The sequence below is a fragment of the uncultured Virgibacillus sp. genome (assembly GCF_947495635.1).
GTDB classification, from domain to species: Bacteria; Bacillota; Bacilli; order Bacillales; family Amphibacillaceae; genus Virgibacillus; species Virgibacillus salarius.
In genome coordinates this window covers 1-17,529 of the sequence record NZ_CANMAB010000092.1, presented here as the reverse complement: position 1 = coordinate 17,529, position 17,529 = coordinate 1, and the positions used below count along the sequence as shown (strand labels likewise).

The window sequence follows — 17,529 nt, the reverse complement described above, 5'->3', positions numbered from 1 at the left end:
AATAGCTACTAGAGAAAGCGTAAATCTGAGCATTTAGTGATAAGGACTGAGCGAATTTTGCTCAGTTTTTCTTAATAATGAAAATTGCAGGCACCTTCTTCTTGTAAAGTAAAAACGTTCACGTAGGAGCTTTAGCTGTTGCTAGGGTTCTAGGCTCATGCTTTTGCTTTCCTATGGAGACGTTGATGAAAGGAGGGGGACTTTGCTCATAGTCGAACATAAGCATTTTTTCGAATGTCAGATAACGGATTTTTTCTTGAATGTACGGATTCACTAACAAGTGTGTTAGATAAAGGTTATCGCATTCCCCTATATACGCGTCTATTTGCGAAGGAATATATGGTTAAATAAATTGCTAGGAATAAGATTGGTAAAGTAATATATAGCGGGATAACTTGCATTAGACCGAGAATATTTAAAAAGAAAGCGACAGCTGTTAATAATAAAAAGAGAAGTGGCTGAATAAATTGTTTCATCCTATCACCTCTATGTAATTTTTTTACGCTTGTAAATCGTATGTAGTGAGGAGATCATTTAGAAGTGACATTTTTGTGAAATCATGAACATACTACTTGAAAGGTGTAAAGTTACTTGGTATATTTATATTGTAAGTTAAATACAAACAAAACCCCTTTGTTTGATCATGAAACTTTCTCCCATCCCCCTTTGTTATTACAAAGAGAAAAAAGGCTATACGCTGCCCCGTATAGCCTTTTTTTATATATAAATAATAATGAATAATGACATTAGGTTAAAAAAGTCTTATAAAAGATTGTTGATTAATCATCATATTTCCAAAAATCACCATATTTCACAGGGACTCGAACTACTCTCTGCTTAAGCTGTAACTTCTTCATTTCTCTTTCCGCTTTGGCCATGGACCAATCATAGACCACGGCAATCTCTTTTGTTCCAACTGTTTTATAGAAGGAAAGAAAACTTTCCAATGGCGGCTTTTCCGAAGGGATTGGCTCTTTCTGCAAAATCTCTCTAAGAATTCGAACATAAATTTCATAAGGGTAGAGACCTGATATTTTAATCCCTTGTTCCTCTGTAACTTGATTAAAGAAAACAATCGTTGGAATAAAATCAACTTCCATTTCTTGCGTTAACTTTAAATCACATTGAAAAGCCTTCTTAGCTGATGATGAGTACAAATCGTTTCTGAATTCATCTGTATCCAAATTTGCTGCTTTTGCACATGCATAAAGCACTTCTTCGTCTGATATATCTTGTTTATATAAAAATGCACTCTCTTGAATTTTACGAAGAAAAATACGACCTGCTTTTTTCCCTTGTAATTCAGCAGCTTTGATGGCTAAGGATGCAATCCACGGATAAGGGATCGGATTTTCAGTCCATAGGTCCCCATCACAACACATACCAGTCCGTTTCGCTGTTTTTTCCCATATATCTTTTATTTTTCTAGGACGGTCAAATTGGTCTTTATTCAATGTATTTAGGTGTCCACTAATAATTGGACGTATAGTGAAAAAACGGCCGTATTCCATAGACAGCTTTTTTAAAAATGGCTCTAAAGCCCAGCACTCAGGACAAAGTGGATCAACAAAAACATAGATTTCAATTGGCTTCTGAACAAAATCAAAAAAGCTATATTGCTCCGATGTGTTTGATTGATAGGAGGATGTAACTCCAGAATGATCCCAACTCACATCTATTCTCCTTTCTCCTATTCTGGCGTGTTCATCATGTGGTTTGCAGTTAAGGTTAATTTTTCAAATATAGCTGTGCGATAGGGTTCAGCTATTTCTGCTTCTTCTAGTGCATGTGCCATACAATCAAGCCAAGCATCTCTGCGGGTAGGCGTAATCTCAAAAGGTAGATGTCTTCTACGTAACATTGGGTGACCACGCTCTTCAGCATACAATGATGGTCCACCCAAAAATTGGGTAAGGAAAAGTTTTTGTTTATGGATTGTTTCTGTTAAATCTTCTGGAAAGATTGGAATTAAATCTGGATGCTTTCCAACACGTGCATAAAAAGCTTGCACAAGCCGATCAACAGAAGCAAAGCCACCTATTGCTTCAAAAATGGTTCCAGGTTGTTTCATTCTCATTTTCCCCTTATTTGTTTCTATTTATTGTAGCAACGGAATGGGAAGTGGGCAAATAATCTGATTAGAATGGCTAGGTGAATGGACCCATAATTGGTTAATAATAGCAGAAAACTAAAAACGAGCTTTTTGTTTGTATTCTATTCTATTCAAGGACATGGCAAATAACTCTTTTTAGTCTAGAATGAATCACTATTCTACATAGTATTTAATGTTGAGAAAAAACGCTTGATTTTATTTGGTGTATCTCTTTTGGGAATTCGATAGGAAGTCAGCAGTTCATTAAATTTCGCTAGTCCATTTTTAGTAGATGTTGCCTCTAGTTCTAGCTCATAATCCGATGTTCCATTATACGTGCTATAATCAAGTACTAGCAAAATGTCCTCTTTCTGTACTTCTCTTCGTTCTGTTTTCAAACTGCCAAAATAACTAAGAGATGATAGTGAAATTCCTAATTCATGTAATTGTGCAGATGTTTCAGGTTTTTCTATCATCTTTCCTCTAAAACATGCTTCTGCCTCTTCTTTTGTTATAAAGTCATGTGTTTCTAGTAACCCTTGCGCGTGTGGTTCTTTAAGCGTTAAACGATAGAAACCATTTTTTTCTCGAATGCGTAGAGCACATCCTAACTGTTGCAATGCAAGATCCTTTGTTTCAAAATAGTAGTTGGTCTGTGTGTCACTATAAGCAGGAAATGGTATTTGACTTAATAAGCGGTGGTACTCTTGTTGGGTTAATAAATTTTTAAATTCAATCTCTATTTCTTGTGCCATAGTTACCCTCCACGTGAAAAAATAAGCTATTATTGATTATCGCCAATTTGCTACAATTTTGCAAAGATTAGTCATTGATCAATTCTGTGATACAATAATAGAGGCTTAATATTTGTGATAAACAATTAGGTGGTGTTGCATGTGAATTGGAAAACAATGCTTGCTCCATATACGCAGGTTGTTGAAGAATTAAAGGTTAAATTAAAAGGGATTCGTAAACAATTTGAATATGATTCCAGACATTCACCAATTGAATTTATAACTGGCAGGGTAAAACCAATCCCTAGCATCCTAGAAAAAGCGGAAAATAGAAAAATCCCATTAGAGCATATAGAAAGAGAAATTCAAGATATCGCTGGTGTACGAGTGGTTTGTCAATTTGTAGATGATATCTATACCGTTGTAGAAATGATTCGAGCAAGAAAAGACTTAACGATTATTGAAGAGAAGGACTACATATCTGCAAAAAAAGAAAGTGGTTATCGATCGTATCATCTAATTATTGAATACCCTGTGGAAACAATTGATGGAATGAAAAAGTTACTCGCAGAAATCCAAATTCGAACATTGGCCATGAACTTTTGGGCTACAAATGAACATTCTTTGAATTATAAATATAAGGGAAGTATACCTTCAGAAATTAAGGAGAGATTACAAAAGGCGGCAGAGGCAGCTTTTAAACTGGATGAGGAAATGTCTATGATCAAGCATGAAGTTCAAGAAGCACAGCGAATGTTTCATCGAAAGTAAGTAAACACACTCCTTGTTCAAGTCAAACTAGAATAGTAAAATTTACATATGAATTTAAACTACATACATCAAGGAAGAGGGATGTTGAAATGAAATTCGCAATTGTGTCAAAAGGAGATGCGCGCTCCGAACAAATTAAAGGTACAATGACACAGTATTTAACAGATTTCGAATTAGAATATAATGCAAATGAGCCAGACCTTGTTATTTCAGTAGGTGGAGATGGGACCTTTTTAGAAGCTTTCCATACGTACGTTCATCGTTTAGGTTCAATTGCTTTTATCGGTGTTCATACCGGACATTTAGGCTTCTATGCAGACTGGGTACCTGATGAAGTGGAAAAATTAATTATTGAAATAGCTAAAACGCCGTTTCAGGTTGTTGAATATCCTCTCCTTGAAGTGATCATTCGTGCTAAGACCGGTGGGAGTGAAGATCGGTTTTTAGCATTAAACGAAGCAACGATAAAAACTGCTGATGGCTCTGTTGTATTTGATGTAGAAATTAAAGGGGAGCATTTTGAAACCTTCCGTGGTGATGGCTTATGTGTCTCTACTCCGTCAGGCAGTACGGCATATAATAAAGCACTGGGGGGTGGGATAATTCATCCTTCGCTTGATGCAATCCAGTTAACGGAGATGGCATCCATCAATAATCGTGTATTCCGAACTATTGGATCACCACTTATTCTACCCAAACACCACACATGTTTACTAAAGCCGATAGTAGATCGAAGTTTTTTAATTGCTATCGATCATTTTACAACGAATTATACGAATGTAAAATCGATCCAGTGCCGAGTGGCAGAAGAACGAATTAGATTTGCGAGGTTCCGCCAATTTCCATTTTGGAATAGAGTCAGGGATTCCTTCGTAGCTGATGATAATCATTAATTAGAAAGAGAAGCGAAGTCATGGAATGGAAAATAAAGAACGTACATCAGGATATGCTCATTCGAGATTACTTACGTGACATACAAGGATTTTCAAGACGAATTGTAAAATCCATTAAATTTGATGGTGGAAGTATACTTGTTAATGGTACTACTCAAACGGTCCGTTATCGATTACAAGAGGGGGACAGGCTGACAGTCCACTTTCCCCAAGAAAAAAAAGGTAGCCTTATGCAGCCAGAAGCGATTGAACTCTCGATTGTATACGAGGATGAAGATATTGTAGTTATTAACAAGACACCAGGTATGGCAGTTATCCCTTCCATTCATCATCCAAATGGGACAGTAGCAAATGGCTTATTAGCTCATTATGCGAAGCAGAATGTACCTTTTACCGTTCATATCGTAACACGTTTAGACCGAGATACATCTGGTTTGATGCTCGTAGCAAAGCACCGATATAGTCATTCGATTTTAGCTGATTCACAACAACATGGTGAAGTAACGCGGAAATATCGAGCAATGGTGGAGGGGAAGCTAAAGAATAAGCATGGTACCTTTCGTGCTCCGATCGCTAGAAAAGATGGATCAATTATTGAACGAGAAATTAATACGAAAGGAAAGTCGGCAATAACACATTATATAGTAGAGAAAGAGTTTTCGCACTATTCATTAGTCTCTGTTCAATTAGAAACAGGACGTACCCATCAAATTCGTGTACACTTCTCTGGAAATGGTCATCCACTTCTCGGAGATACGTTATACGGAGGCGCTACAACCACCATTTCCCGGCAAGCATTACATTGTAATGAGCTTTCTTTTAAGCATCCAGTAACAAAAGAATGGTTGGAATTTTATTCTGAACTTCCCGTGGACATGGCTGCTGTTATGAAAAATAGCTGAACTTTTCCTTTACAAATGGCTGTTCCGATGGAACGGCTATCGTTTTTTCCTCAGGAAGTCGAAAGGCTGTTAGCTTATTTCCAAATACGCATCCAGTATCGATATTAATCGTTTTCTTCATTAATCTGGGTTCTATAACAGGTGTATGTCCATATACAATCCATTCATCACCATCGTAGTACTGTGCCCAATCTTTTCGAATCGGTCGTCCATCTTCGTGCACTTCACCCGTGATATCACCATATAATACAAATGTTTTTACCTTTTTATCTGTTCTTCCGATGAGGGATTCCTTAATTCCTGCATGAGCAATAATTGCGTTTGCTTCTGGTAGCTGTAAGTAGAGAGGAGCCTGTTCGTATAACGTCATAAATTGCTTACGAACAACCTCTTGTTGCTTCTTGGTAAGTGATTTATATTCAGCAACAGTTGTTTCTAAGCCATGTCGTTGCTGAACTTGATTACCTAGAAAGTAACGGTATAGTTTATTACAATGATTACCAGGTACATATAAGGCTTTCTTATGAACGATAGCCATCTTATAGACGAGTTGAATGACAGCGATTGACCTAGGACCGCGATCGGTAATATCTCCAACAAAAATGGGAGTTCGTTGATGTGGATGAAGATAAATTTCATTTGTTTTGAAATAGCCTAGCTCGATAAAAAGATGCTCCAGTTCATGTAGGCAGCCATGCACATCACCAATTACATCTATTTTCATTGTAAAATCTCCTTGATTTGTTCGGTTATTTTGGATATGATATGTTGCGGGAATAATCGCATTACCTTAGTTTGAATTGTATCATATTATATATACGGAATTTCATTTACAAACAGAAGCTTGCTTCAATATTGTTAGAAATGATGATAAGGGATCATGACTTCATGTGATTTTTGTTTGATTGTAAACAGACAGGGTAAAATGAAGTGTAGGAAATAAAAAGGATGTGATCGTATGGAATCCAATAATCGATTTGATAAAGAATACGAAGTACAGTATGAACAGCATTGGGAGAAACTACAACAGGCACTGGATGATGATAATTTAGAAGGATTTCGTAGCGAGTTTTTAGACATGCATCCCTATGATCAGGCTATGTTTTTTATGGAACAGGAAAAGGCGATTCGTCTGCAAATATATACGTATTTATCTCCAGAGGAAATTGGTGACATTATGGAGAGTATGGACGAAGAGGATACACAGGTTTTAATGGCCGAAATGGATCCCCGCTTTGCATCCATGGTGCTAGCAGAAATGTCTGCTGATAATGCAGTGGATATTCTGAATGAGTTAGAAAAAGATCAGGTTGCTAGCTTTTTAACTATTATGGATAAAGAAGCCGCTGAAGAAATAAAACAATTGCTACATTATGAAGAAAAAACTGCTGGTAGTATCATGACTACAGAGTTTGTAGCAACGTACAAAACGTATACTGCTCAGCAAACAATGCAGCAGTTAAAGGAGGATGCTCCTGAAGCGGAAACGATCTACTATTTATATGTATTGGATAAGGATAAGCGCCTTGTAGGTGTTCTGTCTTTACGTGACTTAATCGTAGCGAATGAAAATACATTGATAGAAGATATTATGAGTGAAAAAATCGTAGCAGTATCTGTAGGGAAAGATCAGGAAGAAGTGGCACAGATGATGCGAGATTATGACTTTCTTGCATTACCAGTCGTTGATTTTCAAGATCATTTACTCGGTATAATAACCGTCGATGATATTTTAGATGTAATGGAAGAAGAAGCAAGTGAGGATTATTCTAAGCTTGCAGGGGTATCTGATATGGATAAACCCCATGATAATGCATTTGTTTCAGCACGGAAGCGATTACCATGGCTTATTATCTTGTTATTTTTAGGTATGTTTACAGCTAGCTTAATTGGTCGTTTTGAAGAAACATTAAATCAAGTTGCAGTGCTTGCGATATTTATTCCATTAATTGCAGGTATGGCTGGAAATACTGGGACACAGGCACTGGCTGTTGCTGTCCGAGGCTTGGCAAATGGTGATTATGGCAAGCAAGGAAAAGCGAAGCTCGTTATGCGAGAGGCTTGTACAGGATTAATAAATGGTATTGTATGTGGTCTCGTTATAACGCTGGTTATCTATTTATGGAAGGACAGTATTTATCTCGGATTACTTGTAGGTATATCTATTGCAGCAACTTTATTAGTAGCTACACTTGCAGGTGCACTCGTACCAATCTTAATGGAACGTATGCATATTGATCCAGCAGTAGCCTCAGGACCATTTATTACAACTATCAATGACATTATATCAATCCTCATTTATTTTGGAATGGCAACTGTATTTATGGGGTTCTTAACATGACATCACTTTCAGTTAAAAATGTAATAGGTAGTTAAGAACGAATTTATAACAGTTATACTTGCATGAGCTGGCTTGCACATCGATTTCAGCTTTCCTGCCATATGGAAAAAGCAGAAAGAGATTGCTTTCCAGAATAGAAAACACTTTTTTCATCTGTGGTTAGGTATCTAGGTGAAAAAAGTGTTTTTTAAGTTGGACAACAGCAGTGTTTAGCTATAAGTATGTGGTTACATTTGGTACACAATCCTGAAGCTAAGATTAGCTTATACGAAAATTTAAACAACACATTTCTAGATATGGGTTCATATAATGGGTTGAGGAATGATATAAAAGGAGAGGTGAGGAATGGGAAAGAAGTATGCAAAAAACCCTTTGCTCTTTATTCATCAGCCTAAGGAAGTAGATAAAAAAGTACCCATGCAGCATATGTATGTTACTCCAAAAGAGAAAAAAGAAAGTAAACCAGATCATCAGGAAACTGTAAAGAAGTCGATAAGACACCGAGCATTTGCCGAACAAGATAATGAATCTCAAAATGAGAGCGACTTATACATGAATGACACAGATTCCGAAGTTGAAGACAAAATGGAAATGACGGAGGAGGACATGACAGAACAATCCTTGAATAATAATGGTGATAAACAAAGGTTTAAGGATATGTCTATCGAAGAGAAGGTTAATTATTTTGTGAATTCTCCTAGCTATGCACCGAAACTAAAGTGTGAAATTAGGACGGAAGGTAGAAATTATCGAGGTGTAATAACAGGTTCAGAAGGAAATGATGTATATGTTCGTGTAGGTAATCGGTCATCAAGTACAAAAATCTCTTTAGATGATATTAAGCACATAAAGCTATTAGGATTTTAACAAAACATCAAAAAACTGGGGAAACTCCCCAGTTTTTTGATTCATTCTTTAGTGTATTGCATTAATTGCTGGTAGGCAAGTTACATGACAGAAGCAGCTTAAGTCAACCGTCATACAGATGCCTGTTGTACATAATGGCTTTGTATCTTGATCTACTGGATCTTTTGGATCACGATCATCATCACGTGGGTCTCTTAGTAGTTCTATTACTGCACAGCAATCATCGGTTACCTTCTTAACGCGGAAGAAGAAACTTCCAACTATATCACCAATATCGCTTGGATGAGCTCCGAATCCTTTAAATGGTTTACAAGTACCTTTACAATATAAAATGACAGGTACTGTATCTAGACCATTGCCGTTATCTGTATCTCCCAAGAGATCGTTAATGGACTGTTCGCAGCTTGTGTCACAGCAATTCTCAATGACATCATTTTGTGCCTCTACGATTTCCTTTAAAATATCACATACACAGTTGCCTGTATCAAAATCTTTTCCACAACCCATGAATTATTTCTCCTTTCGATTATAATTGACTCATTTGTCTTTAATAGAATATGTCTGATCATTAGGATTGTGTGGGCACTCACACTAATTATTGATTTCGATTTAGGGTTATTTGCCATTTCATCGTAATGAGGACATTTATATATTTTCTGGGTAAATTCCGGGCGAATGACTATACCTGACAGTGTTGTTAACATAGACTAATAACGACCATACGTATAGAGGGAGGAAAGCAAATGTCTGAAAGAAAACAAGTCATTCATGTGAAAGATCTTGTGATCAAGGCAGATAATGTCCATATAGAACCATCACGACCACAAAGACCATCACGTCCATCTCGCCATCGAAGGGATCCATTCTTCGGTCGTGGACATCGTGAGATAGAGGAATCAGCAGAAAGTGAAAGCTCTGAGGAATATGAACATGACAGAAGAGAAGAGCGACATGATGATCGTGATGAAGATGATAGAAGAGAGCGTAAAGATGATGATCGGGGAAATAGAAGAAATTTCTCTTGGTTTTAATTTCAGATAAAGCAGCTGAATAAATAGCTGCTTTTTTTATTCTAAAGTCAGATCATGCTTAGTGGAGGATAATAATGAGGATACCAGAGCCTAAATGGATGAAGCATTTTCATGATATAGAAAAGCATCTAGGAAAAAACGAGAAGTGGTTACAGTTCCCAGAGAAAAAGGCTAAGAATATAGAACAGGATATGGAAAAATGGAACAATGAATTTTTGAAGATGATTTCCAATGTAGAAGATATAATAAAAGAATTAGAGAAAAAAATGGAAGAATAATTGATAAACAGGAATATTGTTATCGCCAAACGGGTATCGTTAAAGGATAGGTTAAGATCAATGTTAACATCGAAATTAATTCTTTAATTATCTGAATGTTTTGTGCGGTTGGGTGGGTAAATGATATACTAAGTAAAAGGGAGAGATGGTGATGGGATATATTTTGCCAGTTCAGCATTATCAATATCAACATTATCACCAGAGAGTCGAGACAAAGCAGCAACGAATGTTTTATATAGAAGAGCCATTTAAAGCACTACTTGATAACAAACATCAAGCATTAACCAAAAAGTATGAACGGTTTTATCGACAAGGCTATGACCGATATAGCATAAAGCCGATTGTATATCCAGAACCCTTTATTAAGCTCACAGCAAAGGGAAAGTCTGTTGATAAGGTTATTTAACATAAATAGATGCTCAGCATTTTCACTATCTGCTAAGCATCGAATTTATGATGTTCTCTATTGACGAAAGGAAGGATAAATAATTCTTGCCCCTTCATATATTCTGCATAAAATACATCACTGACTTTTTCATAGTCCTGTTCTTTTAGTTGTTCATACAGCCAATCTTCTGTTAAATTTTTTTCTTTTAGGTTGTCATAAATAATTTCTCCGTCATTAATTAACGTAGTTGCCAAGTTTATTTCTTGAGGGGAAACATGCAGGTCTTGCTTATTCGGCATTTGATACGGAGGCTTACGGATAACCGATATGGTGCCGTTTGTTTCCATAAATGCGAATTCCACCTCTCGTAAGGAAAAAACATCTTTTGTACGAAGTAGACTTTGTAGTTGATTTACGTCCAAGCTGTTTTTTTTCATCACATCTCGAATTAATTTTCCTCTGTAAATAACAAAATCTGGCCCACCTTCTAATAACTGACGCGTACGTTTGAATTTCTGTGTGATCACTTCTGTTACATAGATTAACGAGCCCCAAAGTGTAATAACAAAGGCAATTTCAGGAATGCCTGCTTCTTTATCAAATAACGCATTTCCTACTAATTCACCAAGAATTAGGGCAGAAATAAAGTCAAAGGGAGTTAACTGTGTAATTTGAGTCTTGCCAAGAATTTTCGTTAACACAAATAAGGATAAAAACCCAAATATTGTATCACCTAACATCTGCAGATAAGAATCCATTCATCCTGCCCCCTTCAAACAATATCATCCATTAGCATAACCTGTAATGGGAAAATCATTCATGATAAAATGGGACGTTACTGAATTGTAAAGAAAACATACAAAAAAGAGAAATAATTTATTATCAAGTACTTTTGGATTGGGGAATTTAGCTGGGTGTATTAATGCAAATAATAATGTTTAACTTTCATCACAACCTAAAATATAGACACTTTCCGCGGACACGCCTTTAGTTAACTTGGCAGAGTGGATTCTCAGAAGCATGCCTTTTTTCAAAAGAGTCACTAGCTAGGATGAAAGGGCAAGTGTATCCATAATATTGATTATTTCAACCTGGACGATAAAAAACCGAACTACTATCGTGATATGATAATCGATAATAGTTCGGAAATTCGTTTTCTTCATTTTTTTGTCTTGTCCTTGATTTTTGTTAGAGCTCTTTCACCATCGTTACATGAGGGATGCCAGCATCCATAAACTCACCAGATATGGTTTTATAGCCTAATCGTTGATAGAATTTTTCTGCATGTGTTTGACCATTAAGCTTTGCTTTATGATAGCCTTTTTCTAGAATGACAGCTTCCATTGCTTGAATAAGTTGTTTTCCAATCGCTTTTCCACGATACGTTTTTAGTACGCAGATGCGTTCTAGTTTTCCATAACTGTCTACGAAGCGAAGGCGGCTAGCTGCAATTGGCTTATCATCATCGTATACGACGAAATGAGTGGATGATTCATCATGTGCATCTAATTCTTCTTCTGGAGGTACGTTTTGCTCATCAACAAAAACAACTGTCCGCACATAAAAGGCTTGTTCTATTTCCTCTTGTGAGGTAACTACTTTTATGTTCAAACTGGTTCCTTTCCGAAAACAAAGGAGTCATGAACCGTCCATGAACCGTTATCTAATTGATACATAAGCTGGAAGCGATCAATCTCATCTTCAATTTGGATATTTTTCATTTGTAGACTACCAAACACATCAGAATATTCGTCATGCGAAAGTTTTTGCGCAATCGTAATATGTGGTACGAATGCATATTCTTGATTTTTTGGGAATTTCCCTGACTGCATCTTCTCGTATAATTCAATAAGCTCTTTAATCGGTTCAACTTTTAGGTATATCGTGTTTGTTACAGGAGCAAAGGTGCTCACTTTATTAATGTTTATCTTGAATGGTTTTGTTTCATTTGCGATACGCTTTAATTCAGTAACCAATTCCTCTAATTGATCATCATCATCTACTTGAAATGCTTCTTTTAATGTAATATGTGGAGGAATTAACGCATAGTGCGGGTCATAACGCTTTCTATAAGAATTTGCTTCATCCTGTACGGCCTTCGTTGGGAAAATAGCGATACCATATTTCATTATAAAACCTCCTATTTTAATCAAACGTCCTATTTACTAGTAAATACTCGTTTGTTAGATATACTGGATTTTTTAGTTACCCTTTATTATAACAAAAAATTTGGCAAAATAAGAGATTTTTTTGCACTATCTGAAAAGTTGCTTCCAATTTTCCTAGTCGAACATAGTAACTAGTGCACGTTTCATATCCCTTTGCCAGTATTTCCATGTATGTTCGCCAGCTTCCAACTCATGATACGTATAACTTGTTCCCATATTGTGAAGGGTTTTGTGTAGTTCGCGGTTCGGTGTGACAAAATCCATTCGTTGCCCATCTGTCGTATCAACAGCTGTTTCTTCGGTACCAATCGTATGATAAATATCAATAGCATCAAGTTGCTTAGCTTGTGCCGCAGCCTGTAATACAGTTTCATCCACGTAGGGGGATTGCATAATGACATTTCCAAACGTATGCGGATAACGAAGTGTGGTCATAAATGCCAGTGTCCCAGCTAAAGAGTCTCCCATCAAGGTCCTAGACTGACCCATATGATAAGTAGGGAGGAGGTCATCCAAGAATGGGACAATTTCATTTACTAAAAATTTTGTGTAAGATTCATTTTGTTCACCGCTTGGATGGTATTTCTCCCGACGATCATATTTATTTTGATAATGGATTCCCACAAAAATGGTGTTCGTCATATCCTCACTATCATGTAGTCTATCGCTTAACGTCGCTATTCTACCCATTTGGTAATAGTCATTTCCATCCTGCATGATGCAAATATGGTATTTGTAAAGTGGAGAAAATGATTCTGGCTGATATATCTTTAATGTCATTATTTCGTTTAAGTACTTACTATTTATTTGTTTCTCCATCATTGTTCCTTTTCTTCCCATGATTCCACCCCTTATATTGTATCAATATTCCCGTTGTCTTAATTAGTAAAACAAAGTTAGTTGGCATTCTCCAATAGTTGGCCAGTAAATAGTTGATGATATTTCCCTTTTTGGGCAAGAAGTTCTTCATGACTTCCTTGTTCAATGATCTGCCCATGCTCTAACATAATGATTTTATCCGCTTCTTGTATTGTGTTCAAACGATGTGCTATAACGAAGCTTGTTCGACCATTCATCAGGCGTTTTAGTGCATCTTGAATTTTCAGTTCGGTAATTGTATCAATATTACTAGTTGCCTCATCAAGAATTAAAATCGAAGGCTCAGCTAGTAGTGCACGAGCAATAGTGAGTAGCTGCTTTTGTCCTTGGCTAATGCCGCTACCTTCTTGATCAAGCACAGTATCATAGCCATTAGGTAATTTTTTGATAAAATCATGTGCGTTTGCATCCTTAGCAGCTTGAGTCACTTCTGCATCCGTTGCTTCTAGTCGACCATAGCGGATGTTTTCTCGTATCGTTGTATGAAATAGAAAGGAATCTTGCAATACAAAAGCCATATGTTTTCTTAGACTGGATCGTTTTATGTTCTTAAGCGGGATACCGTCTAGACGAATTTCTCCTTTGTCATAGTTATAAAAGCGTGATATAAGGTTAATGATGGTTGTTTTTCCAGCACCTGTATGCCCGACAAGCGCAAATGTCTCACCAGACGCTGCTTCCAAATTGATGTTATTTAAAATGATGCTTTCTTCGTATCCAAATGAAACGTGATCAAAGACAATATTACCATTCGTACGATCAATGCTTCTGGCAGTAATTTCATCTGCTTCTTCCTGCTTCTCATCCAATACTCCAAATACTCGCTCAGCACCAGCTACAGCAGATAAAAGAATATTAAATTGATTAGATAATTCATTTAACGGGCGAGTGAACTGCCGAGCATATTCTGTGAAAATGACAATGATACCAACAGTGATTTGTCCTTGTATCGCTAAAATACCACCTATTAAAGCAATTAGCCCAAAGCTAAGGAAGTTAAGCATGTTCATGACCTTCGGAATGAATCCAGAAAACGTTAGTGCCCAAAATCCTGCTTTATTTAAATCCTTATTACGTGTCTCAAACTCTTGCATAACTCGTTTCTCCTGAGAAAAGGTTTTGACAATATGCTGTCCAGAAACAATCTCTTCGACATAGCCATTTACTTCACCAAGGTTTTTTTGTTGCAGTTTATATAATGGGCCAGTTCGCTTTGTGATCCAGCGCATGCCAATAAACATTACCGGTACGATTGTCATTGTAACAACTGTCAATATCGGACTGAGATATAGCATGACGCCAATTGTTCCAATTAGCGTAAGGACACTGGAAAATATTTGGATAACTGATTGATTTAACGTATTATTTACATTGTCAATATCATTGGTAATTCTACTCATTAATTCACCATGCTGCCTTTTATCAAAATAGGCGATTGGCAGATGATGGAATTGATGAAACAAATCTGCTCGTAATGCGTAAACAGTGTTTTGGGCTACGCCAATCATCCAAAAATTTTGTAAGAAGATGGCTAGCGAATGAAATAAATAGATAAAAACAAGCCAAATTAACAAAGTGGCTAATCCAGCACTTTCCTTCGTAACAATAAAATCATCGACCGCCATGCCAATCATATAAGGACCGAGTAGACTGAGGCTAGAACTTGCAATAACCATCAGAATAATTAACGTAAGCTTCATTTTTTCTCTTGCAAGATAAGCCCAGATTCGTTTTATTGTACCAGCCGTGTCTTTTGCTTTTTTATTACTCGTTACTTGAATTGTATCTATTGGGATTTTTTCATATTGAAAAGGCTGCTTTAATTGATTATTTCGCATTTGCGTACTCCTTTCCAAATTGCGACTCTACTAGGCGTTGATACAGTTCAGACGTTTCCAGTAATTTCTCATGGGAACCAATGGCTAGCATTTTGCCTTCATCCAGTAATAAAATACGATCTGCACGCATCGCTGTAGAGATTTTTTGCGTTATAATTAATGTCGTACAGTCATAACTATCGATTGCAGTAAGTAAATGTGATTCTGTTGTTAAATCAAGGGCACTTGTACTATCATCTAACATCAAGATCTTTGGCTTACGAATGAGTGCACGAGCAATAGATATGCGCTGTTTTTGCCCTCCAGATAGATTTACCCCTTTTTGTCCAACTCGTGTAGCATATTGCTGATCTAATTCCATAATGGTATCGTGTATTTGCGCATCCTTGGCGGCTTGCGTAATCTCTTCAGTTGTTGCGTCGTTTTTTCCCCAAGCAATATTGTCCGTAATTGAACCAGTAAATAGCAGTGGACTTTGTGGAACATATCCAATGCTACCACGTAAATGATCTAATGAATAAGCTTGTATTTCCTTATGATCAATTTTTATCTGTCCCGTTTTGGCGTCATATAACCTAGGAATCAATTGGAATAATGATGTTTTTCCTGCACCTGTTGAACCAATCACTGCAAGGCGCTCTCCGGCTTCCACAGTAAAGCTAACGTGATCAATCACCTGTTTGTCACTGTCTGGGTAAGAAAAGGAAACGTCCCGAAACGTGATAGAACCATGACTCACCTTTAAGGTGGTATCCGATTCATTGGTATCTTTTAGGTCTACCTTTAGGTGAAGAACTTCACTGATGCGGTCTGTGGAGGCCTTCATCCTAGATAAACCCATAATGATAAAGGTGAACATCGAGATAGACATCGCTACTCGCATGGCGTAGTTTACGATTGCTACTACGTCACCTACATTGGTTTCCCCAGCTATGGCTTGAGTGTTTCCAAACCAAATAATAAAAATAAGGCTTAAGTTCATAACGAATAGTAGCACTGGCATAGATGATTCCACAAAACGAAAAGTGAAACGAGTGCAACTCGCAAGCTCTTTATTTGCTTCTGTAAAGCGAGTTTTTTCATGGTTTCTTCGGAAGAAAGCCTTAATTAATCGCATACCTGCTAGATTTTCTTGCATGACTCGATTGACGTTATCTATACTTTTCTGTACATTATTAAACAGGCGACTGGCTATTTTTAATACCCATAAAATAAAACCAATTAATATTGGAACAGTCACTAGAAAGATCAGTGCAAGCTTTGCGTTGACAATAAATGCCATCGTGACACCACCAATAACAATTAGAGGTGCTTTGGACATAATTCGCAATATCATAAATATAGTATTCTGAATTTGCCTAACATCATTGGTAAAGCGTGTCATTAAACCAGATGTAGGGTAATTATGCAAATTTGCAAAGGAAAATTCCTGAATCTTTGCAAATAATCTCTCTCGGATATCATGGGCAAATCCCCAGCTAACATGGGACGCATAAAATGAATTAATAATTCCAGCGATAAATGCAGTGAATGCGAGACCAATCATAATACCGCCCCACATCACAATATTTCCAATATCTTGATTTACCACACCATTGTTAATCATTTTCCCCAGGAAGAAAGGAAGTAAGAGCTCAACCGCTAATTCAATTAGCATCAGCATATAGGCGAGAATAGCAGGGAGCTTATATGGTTTTAAAAAAGATAAGACTGTTCTCACGATGACCCTCCCCAAAGCAGTTTTCTACTATTATAAATGGAAAAAATTTTTTTATCCAACATCCTATTTCGAGTGACGAAGGAATTTGGAGGTTTAATCATCTTTTACGGGGGGATGGAGTTTTTCAGAAAGGAAGTAATTTTGAAAAAGTTATAAGCTAGTGGCAGGTAATTGTGAATAAAAGAAAGTAATAAAGAATAATACAATTAGTTTAATGATTATAATGATTAATTCTAAGAATGCGTGAAGTTTATTTACATGTTTATATAGAAAAATTTGAGTAACTATATTCATCTTTTTTTAGGGAGCGTATACCAAGATAAATGTAGAGATATAAATGATAAAATTTGATAGCAATTGAACTACACTCTCAATTCATTTTTAATACGATTAGTATTGTCTATTAAAACAAGAAAGAGGCTGTATTAATTTATGCTGTAGCTAAATTTTAAAAGTAGAGTTCAGAATTAAGATTTTCACATTTTCTTAATATGATGTTATTTCAACAAATATTAATGTTTGGATTGGAAGAATTATCTATTTATTTTATTTGACTCAATTTCATAATTACTTTTTTAATAAAATCAAAGAGCTGCAGAATTCTCAAAAATATTTTTTAAAATTAAT

The 17,529-nt window shown here is 36.4% G+C and carries 20 protein-coding genes; 8 read left to right on the top strand and 12 right to left on the bottom strand.

Annotated features, from left to right (window positions below; translation table 11 throughout):
* Positions 1–296: 296 nt before the first annotated feature.
* The 4 genes from Q1A47_RS16465 to Q1A47_RS16450 form a co-directional block, all read right to left on the bottom strand.
* Positions 297–476 (bottom strand): hypothetical protein, encoded by a 180-nt coding sequence (locus tag Q1A47_RS16465; protein ID WP_080668649.1) that lies wholly within the window; start codon positions 474–476, stop codon positions 297–299.
* A 303-nt stretch (positions 477–779) separates the two neighbouring features.
* A complete protein-coding gene (locus tag Q1A47_RS16460) occupies positions 780–1,673 on the bottom strand; it encodes a ClpXP adapter SpxH family protein (protein WP_026680658.1) in 894 nt (297 codons plus the stop codon).
* Positions 1,674–1,690: 17 nt separating this feature from the next.
* Positions 1,691–2,071, bottom strand: coding sequence for a globin (locus Q1A47_RS16455; protein WP_026680659.1), 381 nt, complete (start codon positions 2,069–2,071; stop codon positions 1,691–1,693).
* A 200-nt stretch (positions 2,072–2,271) separates the two neighbouring features.
* Complete coding sequence (locus Q1A47_RS16450; RefSeq protein ID WP_026680660.1) at positions 2,272–2,847, bottom strand: CYTH domain-containing protein; 576 nt, start codon at positions 2,845–2,847, stop codon at positions 2,272–2,274.
* A gap of 141 nt (positions 2,848–2,988) precedes the next feature.
* On the opposite strand from Q1A47_RS16450, the gene Q1A47_RS16445 reads away from it, so the two are divergent.
* Genes Q1A47_RS16445 through Q1A47_RS16435 form a run of 3 tightly spaced genes read left to right on the top strand, consistent with a single transcriptional unit; the run spans position 2,989 to position 5,392 of the window.
* Complete coding sequence (locus Q1A47_RS16445; RefSeq protein WP_166530925.1) at positions 2,989–3,597, top strand: GTP pyrophosphokinase family protein; 609 nt, start codon at positions 2,989–2,991, stop codon at positions 3,595–3,597.
* 32 nt (positions 3,598–3,629) lie between these two features.
* Positions 3,630–4,490, top strand: coding sequence for an NAD kinase (locus Q1A47_RS16440; RefSeq protein ID WP_080668650.1), 861 nt, complete (start codon positions 3,630–3,632; stop codon positions 4,488–4,490).
* Between the two features lie 20 nt (positions 4,491–4,510).
* Positions 4,511–5,392 carry an RluA family pseudouridine synthase gene (locus Q1A47_RS16435; RefSeq protein WP_026680663.1) on the top strand — a complete coding sequence of 294 codons (882 nt, stop codon included), beginning with the start codon at positions 4,511–4,513 and terminating at the stop codon, positions 5,390–5,392.
* Here Q1A47_RS16435 and prpE read toward each other — a convergent pair.
* On the bottom strand, positions 5,376–6,116 hold the full coding sequence (gene prpE, locus Q1A47_RS16430; RefSeq protein WP_026680664.1) for a bis(5'-nucleosyl)-tetraphosphatase PrpE: 741 nt from the start codon (positions 6,114–6,116) through the stop codon (positions 5,376–5,378). The two genes, Q1A47_RS16435 and prpE, sit on opposite strands and share 17 nt — an antisense overlap.
* Positions 6,117–6,350: 234 nt before the next feature.
* On the opposite strand from prpE, the gene mgtE reads away from it, so the two are divergent.
* The gene (gene mgtE / locus Q1A47_RS16425) at positions 6,351–7,733 is read left to right on the top strand and encodes a magnesium transporter (RefSeq protein ID WP_026680665.1); all 1,383 of its coding nucleotides are present in this window, start codon (positions 6,351–6,353) and stop codon (positions 7,731–7,733) included.
* 345 nt (positions 7,734–8,078) lie between these two features.
* Positions 8,079–8,600, top strand: coding sequence for a CotO family spore coat protein (locus Q1A47_RS16420; RefSeq protein WP_121604889.1), 522 nt, complete (start codon positions 8,079–8,081; stop codon positions 8,598–8,600).
* Positions 8,601–8,648: 48 nt separating this feature from the next.
* Here Q1A47_RS16420 and Q1A47_RS16415 read toward each other — a convergent pair whose 3' ends face one another.
* Positions 8,649–9,107, bottom strand: coding sequence for a CotY/CotZ family spore coat protein (locus Q1A47_RS16415; protein WP_026680667.1), 459 nt, complete (start codon positions 9,105–9,107; stop codon positions 8,649–8,651).
* A 236-nt stretch (positions 9,108–9,343) separates the two neighbouring features.
* Between Q1A47_RS16415 and Q1A47_RS16410 the strand changes: the two genes are divergently transcribed.
* From Q1A47_RS16410 to Q1A47_RS16400, 3 genes are all read left to right on the top strand, one after another.
* Positions 9,344–9,631: a hypothetical protein gene (locus tag Q1A47_RS16410; RefSeq protein ID WP_121604890.1), complete on the top strand. Its 288-nt coding sequence runs from the start codon at positions 9,344–9,346 to the stop codon at positions 9,629–9,631.
* Between the two features lie 74 nt (positions 9,632–9,705).
* Positions 9,706–9,909: a hypothetical protein gene (locus Q1A47_RS16405; RefSeq protein ID WP_026680668.1), complete on the top strand. Its 204-nt coding sequence runs from the start codon at positions 9,706–9,708 to the stop codon at positions 9,907–9,909.
* Positions 9,910–10,060: 151 nt separating this feature from the next.
* A complete protein-coding gene (locus Q1A47_RS16400) occupies positions 10,061–10,315 on the top strand; it encodes a hypothetical protein (protein WP_034678802.1) in 255 nt (84 codons plus the stop codon).
* Between the two features lie 32 nt (positions 10,316–10,347).
* Here the strand turns inward: Q1A47_RS16400 and Q1A47_RS16395 are convergent, their stop codons facing one another.
* The 6 genes from Q1A47_RS16395 to Q1A47_RS16370 all read right to left on the bottom strand — a co-directional run bounded on the left by Q1A47_RS16395 (position 10,348) and on the right by Q1A47_RS16370 (position 16,902).
* Entirely contained in the window at positions 10,348–11,055 is a 708-nt protein-coding gene (locus Q1A47_RS16395; protein WP_026680669.1) for a DUF421 domain-containing protein, read from the bottom strand.
* 430 nt (positions 11,056–11,485) lie between these two features.
* The gene (locus Q1A47_RS16390; protein ID WP_121604891.1) at positions 11,486–11,908 is read right to left on the bottom strand and encodes a GNAT family N-acetyltransferase; all 423 of its coding nucleotides are present in this window, start codon (positions 11,906–11,908) and stop codon (positions 11,486–11,488) included.
* Positions 11,905–12,426, bottom strand: coding sequence for a YjcG family protein (locus Q1A47_RS16385; protein WP_166530924.1), 522 nt, complete (start codon positions 12,424–12,426; stop codon positions 11,905–11,907). Before Q1A47_RS16385 ends, Q1A47_RS16390 begins: the two co-directional genes overlap by 4 nt.
* Positions 12,427–12,579: 153 nt before the next feature.
* The gene (locus Q1A47_RS16380) at positions 12,580–13,305 is read right to left on the bottom strand and encodes an esterase family protein (RefSeq protein ID WP_166530923.1); all 726 of its coding nucleotides are present in this window, start codon (positions 13,303–13,305) and stop codon (positions 12,580–12,582) included.
* A 56-nt stretch (positions 13,306–13,361) separates the two neighbouring features.
* Positions 13,362–15,182: an ABC transporter ATP-binding protein gene (locus Q1A47_RS16375; protein WP_166530922.1), complete on the bottom strand. Its 1,821-nt coding sequence runs from the start codon at positions 15,180–15,182 to the stop codon at positions 13,362–13,364.
* Complete coding sequence (locus tag Q1A47_RS16370; protein ID WP_166530921.1) at positions 15,172–16,902, bottom strand: ABC transporter ATP-binding protein; 1,731 nt, start codon at positions 16,900–16,902, stop codon at positions 15,172–15,174. Before Q1A47_RS16370 ends, Q1A47_RS16375 begins: the two co-directional genes overlap by 11 nt.
* Between the last annotated feature and the right edge of the window lie 627 nt (positions 16,903–17,529).

Excerpts from the sequence above, each read along its gene's own strand:
- Q1A47_RS16465 (WP_080668649.1), bottom strand. The coding sequence starts at position 476 with ATGAAACAATTTATTCAGCCACTTCTCTTTTTATTATTAACAGCTGTC.
- Q1A47_RS16455 (WP_026680659.1), bottom strand. The coding sequence starts at position 2,071 with ATGAAACAACCTGGAACCATTTTTGAAGCAATAGGTGGCTTTGCTTCT.
- Q1A47_RS16450 (WP_026680660.1), bottom strand. The coding sequence starts at position 2,847 with ATGGCACAAGAAATAGAGATTGAATTTAAAAATTTATTAACCCAACAA.
- Q1A47_RS16435 (WP_026680663.1), top strand. The coding sequence starts at position 4,511 with ATGGAATGGAAAATAAAGAACGTACATCAGGATATGCTCATTCGAGAT.
- prpE (WP_026680664.1), bottom strand. The coding sequence starts at position 6,116 with ATGAAAATAGATGTAATTGGTGATGTGCATGGCTGCCTACATGAACTG.
- mgtE (WP_026680665.1), top strand. The coding sequence starts at position 6,351 with ATGGAATCCAATAATCGATTTGATAAAGAATACGAAGTACAGTATGAA.
- Q1A47_RS16420 (WP_121604889.1), top strand. The coding sequence starts at position 8,079 with ATGGGAAAGAAGTATGCAAAAAACCCTTTGCTCTTTATTCATCAGCCT.
- Q1A47_RS16415 (WP_026680667.1), bottom strand. The coding sequence starts at position 9,107 with ATGGGTTGTGGAAAAGATTTTGATACAGGCAACTGTGTATGTGATATT.
- Q1A47_RS16410 (WP_121604890.1), top strand. The coding sequence starts at position 9,344 with ATGTCTGAAAGAAAACAAGTCATTCATGTGAAAGATCTTGTGATCAAG.
- Q1A47_RS16405 (WP_026680668.1), top strand. The coding sequence starts at position 9,706 with ATGAGGATACCAGAGCCTAAATGGATGAAGCATTTTCATGATATAGAA.
- Q1A47_RS16400 (WP_034678802.1), top strand. The coding sequence starts at position 10,061 with ATGGGATATATTTTGCCAGTTCAGCATTATCAATATCAACATTATCAC.
- Q1A47_RS16395 (WP_026680669.1), bottom strand. The coding sequence starts at position 11,055 with ATGGATTCTTATCTGCAGATGTTAGGTGATACAATATTTGGGTTTTTA.
- Q1A47_RS16385 (WP_166530924.1), bottom strand. The coding sequence starts at position 12,426 with ATGAAATATGGTATCGCTATTTTCCCAACGAAGGCCGTACAGGATGAA.
- Q1A47_RS16380 (WP_166530923.1), bottom strand. The coding sequence starts at position 13,305 with ATGGGAAGAAAAGGAACAATGATGGAGAAACAAATAAATAGTAAGTAC.
- Q1A47_RS16375 (WP_166530922.1), bottom strand. The coding sequence starts at position 15,182 with ATGCGAAATAATCAATTAAAGCAGCCTTTTCAATATGAAAAAATCCCA.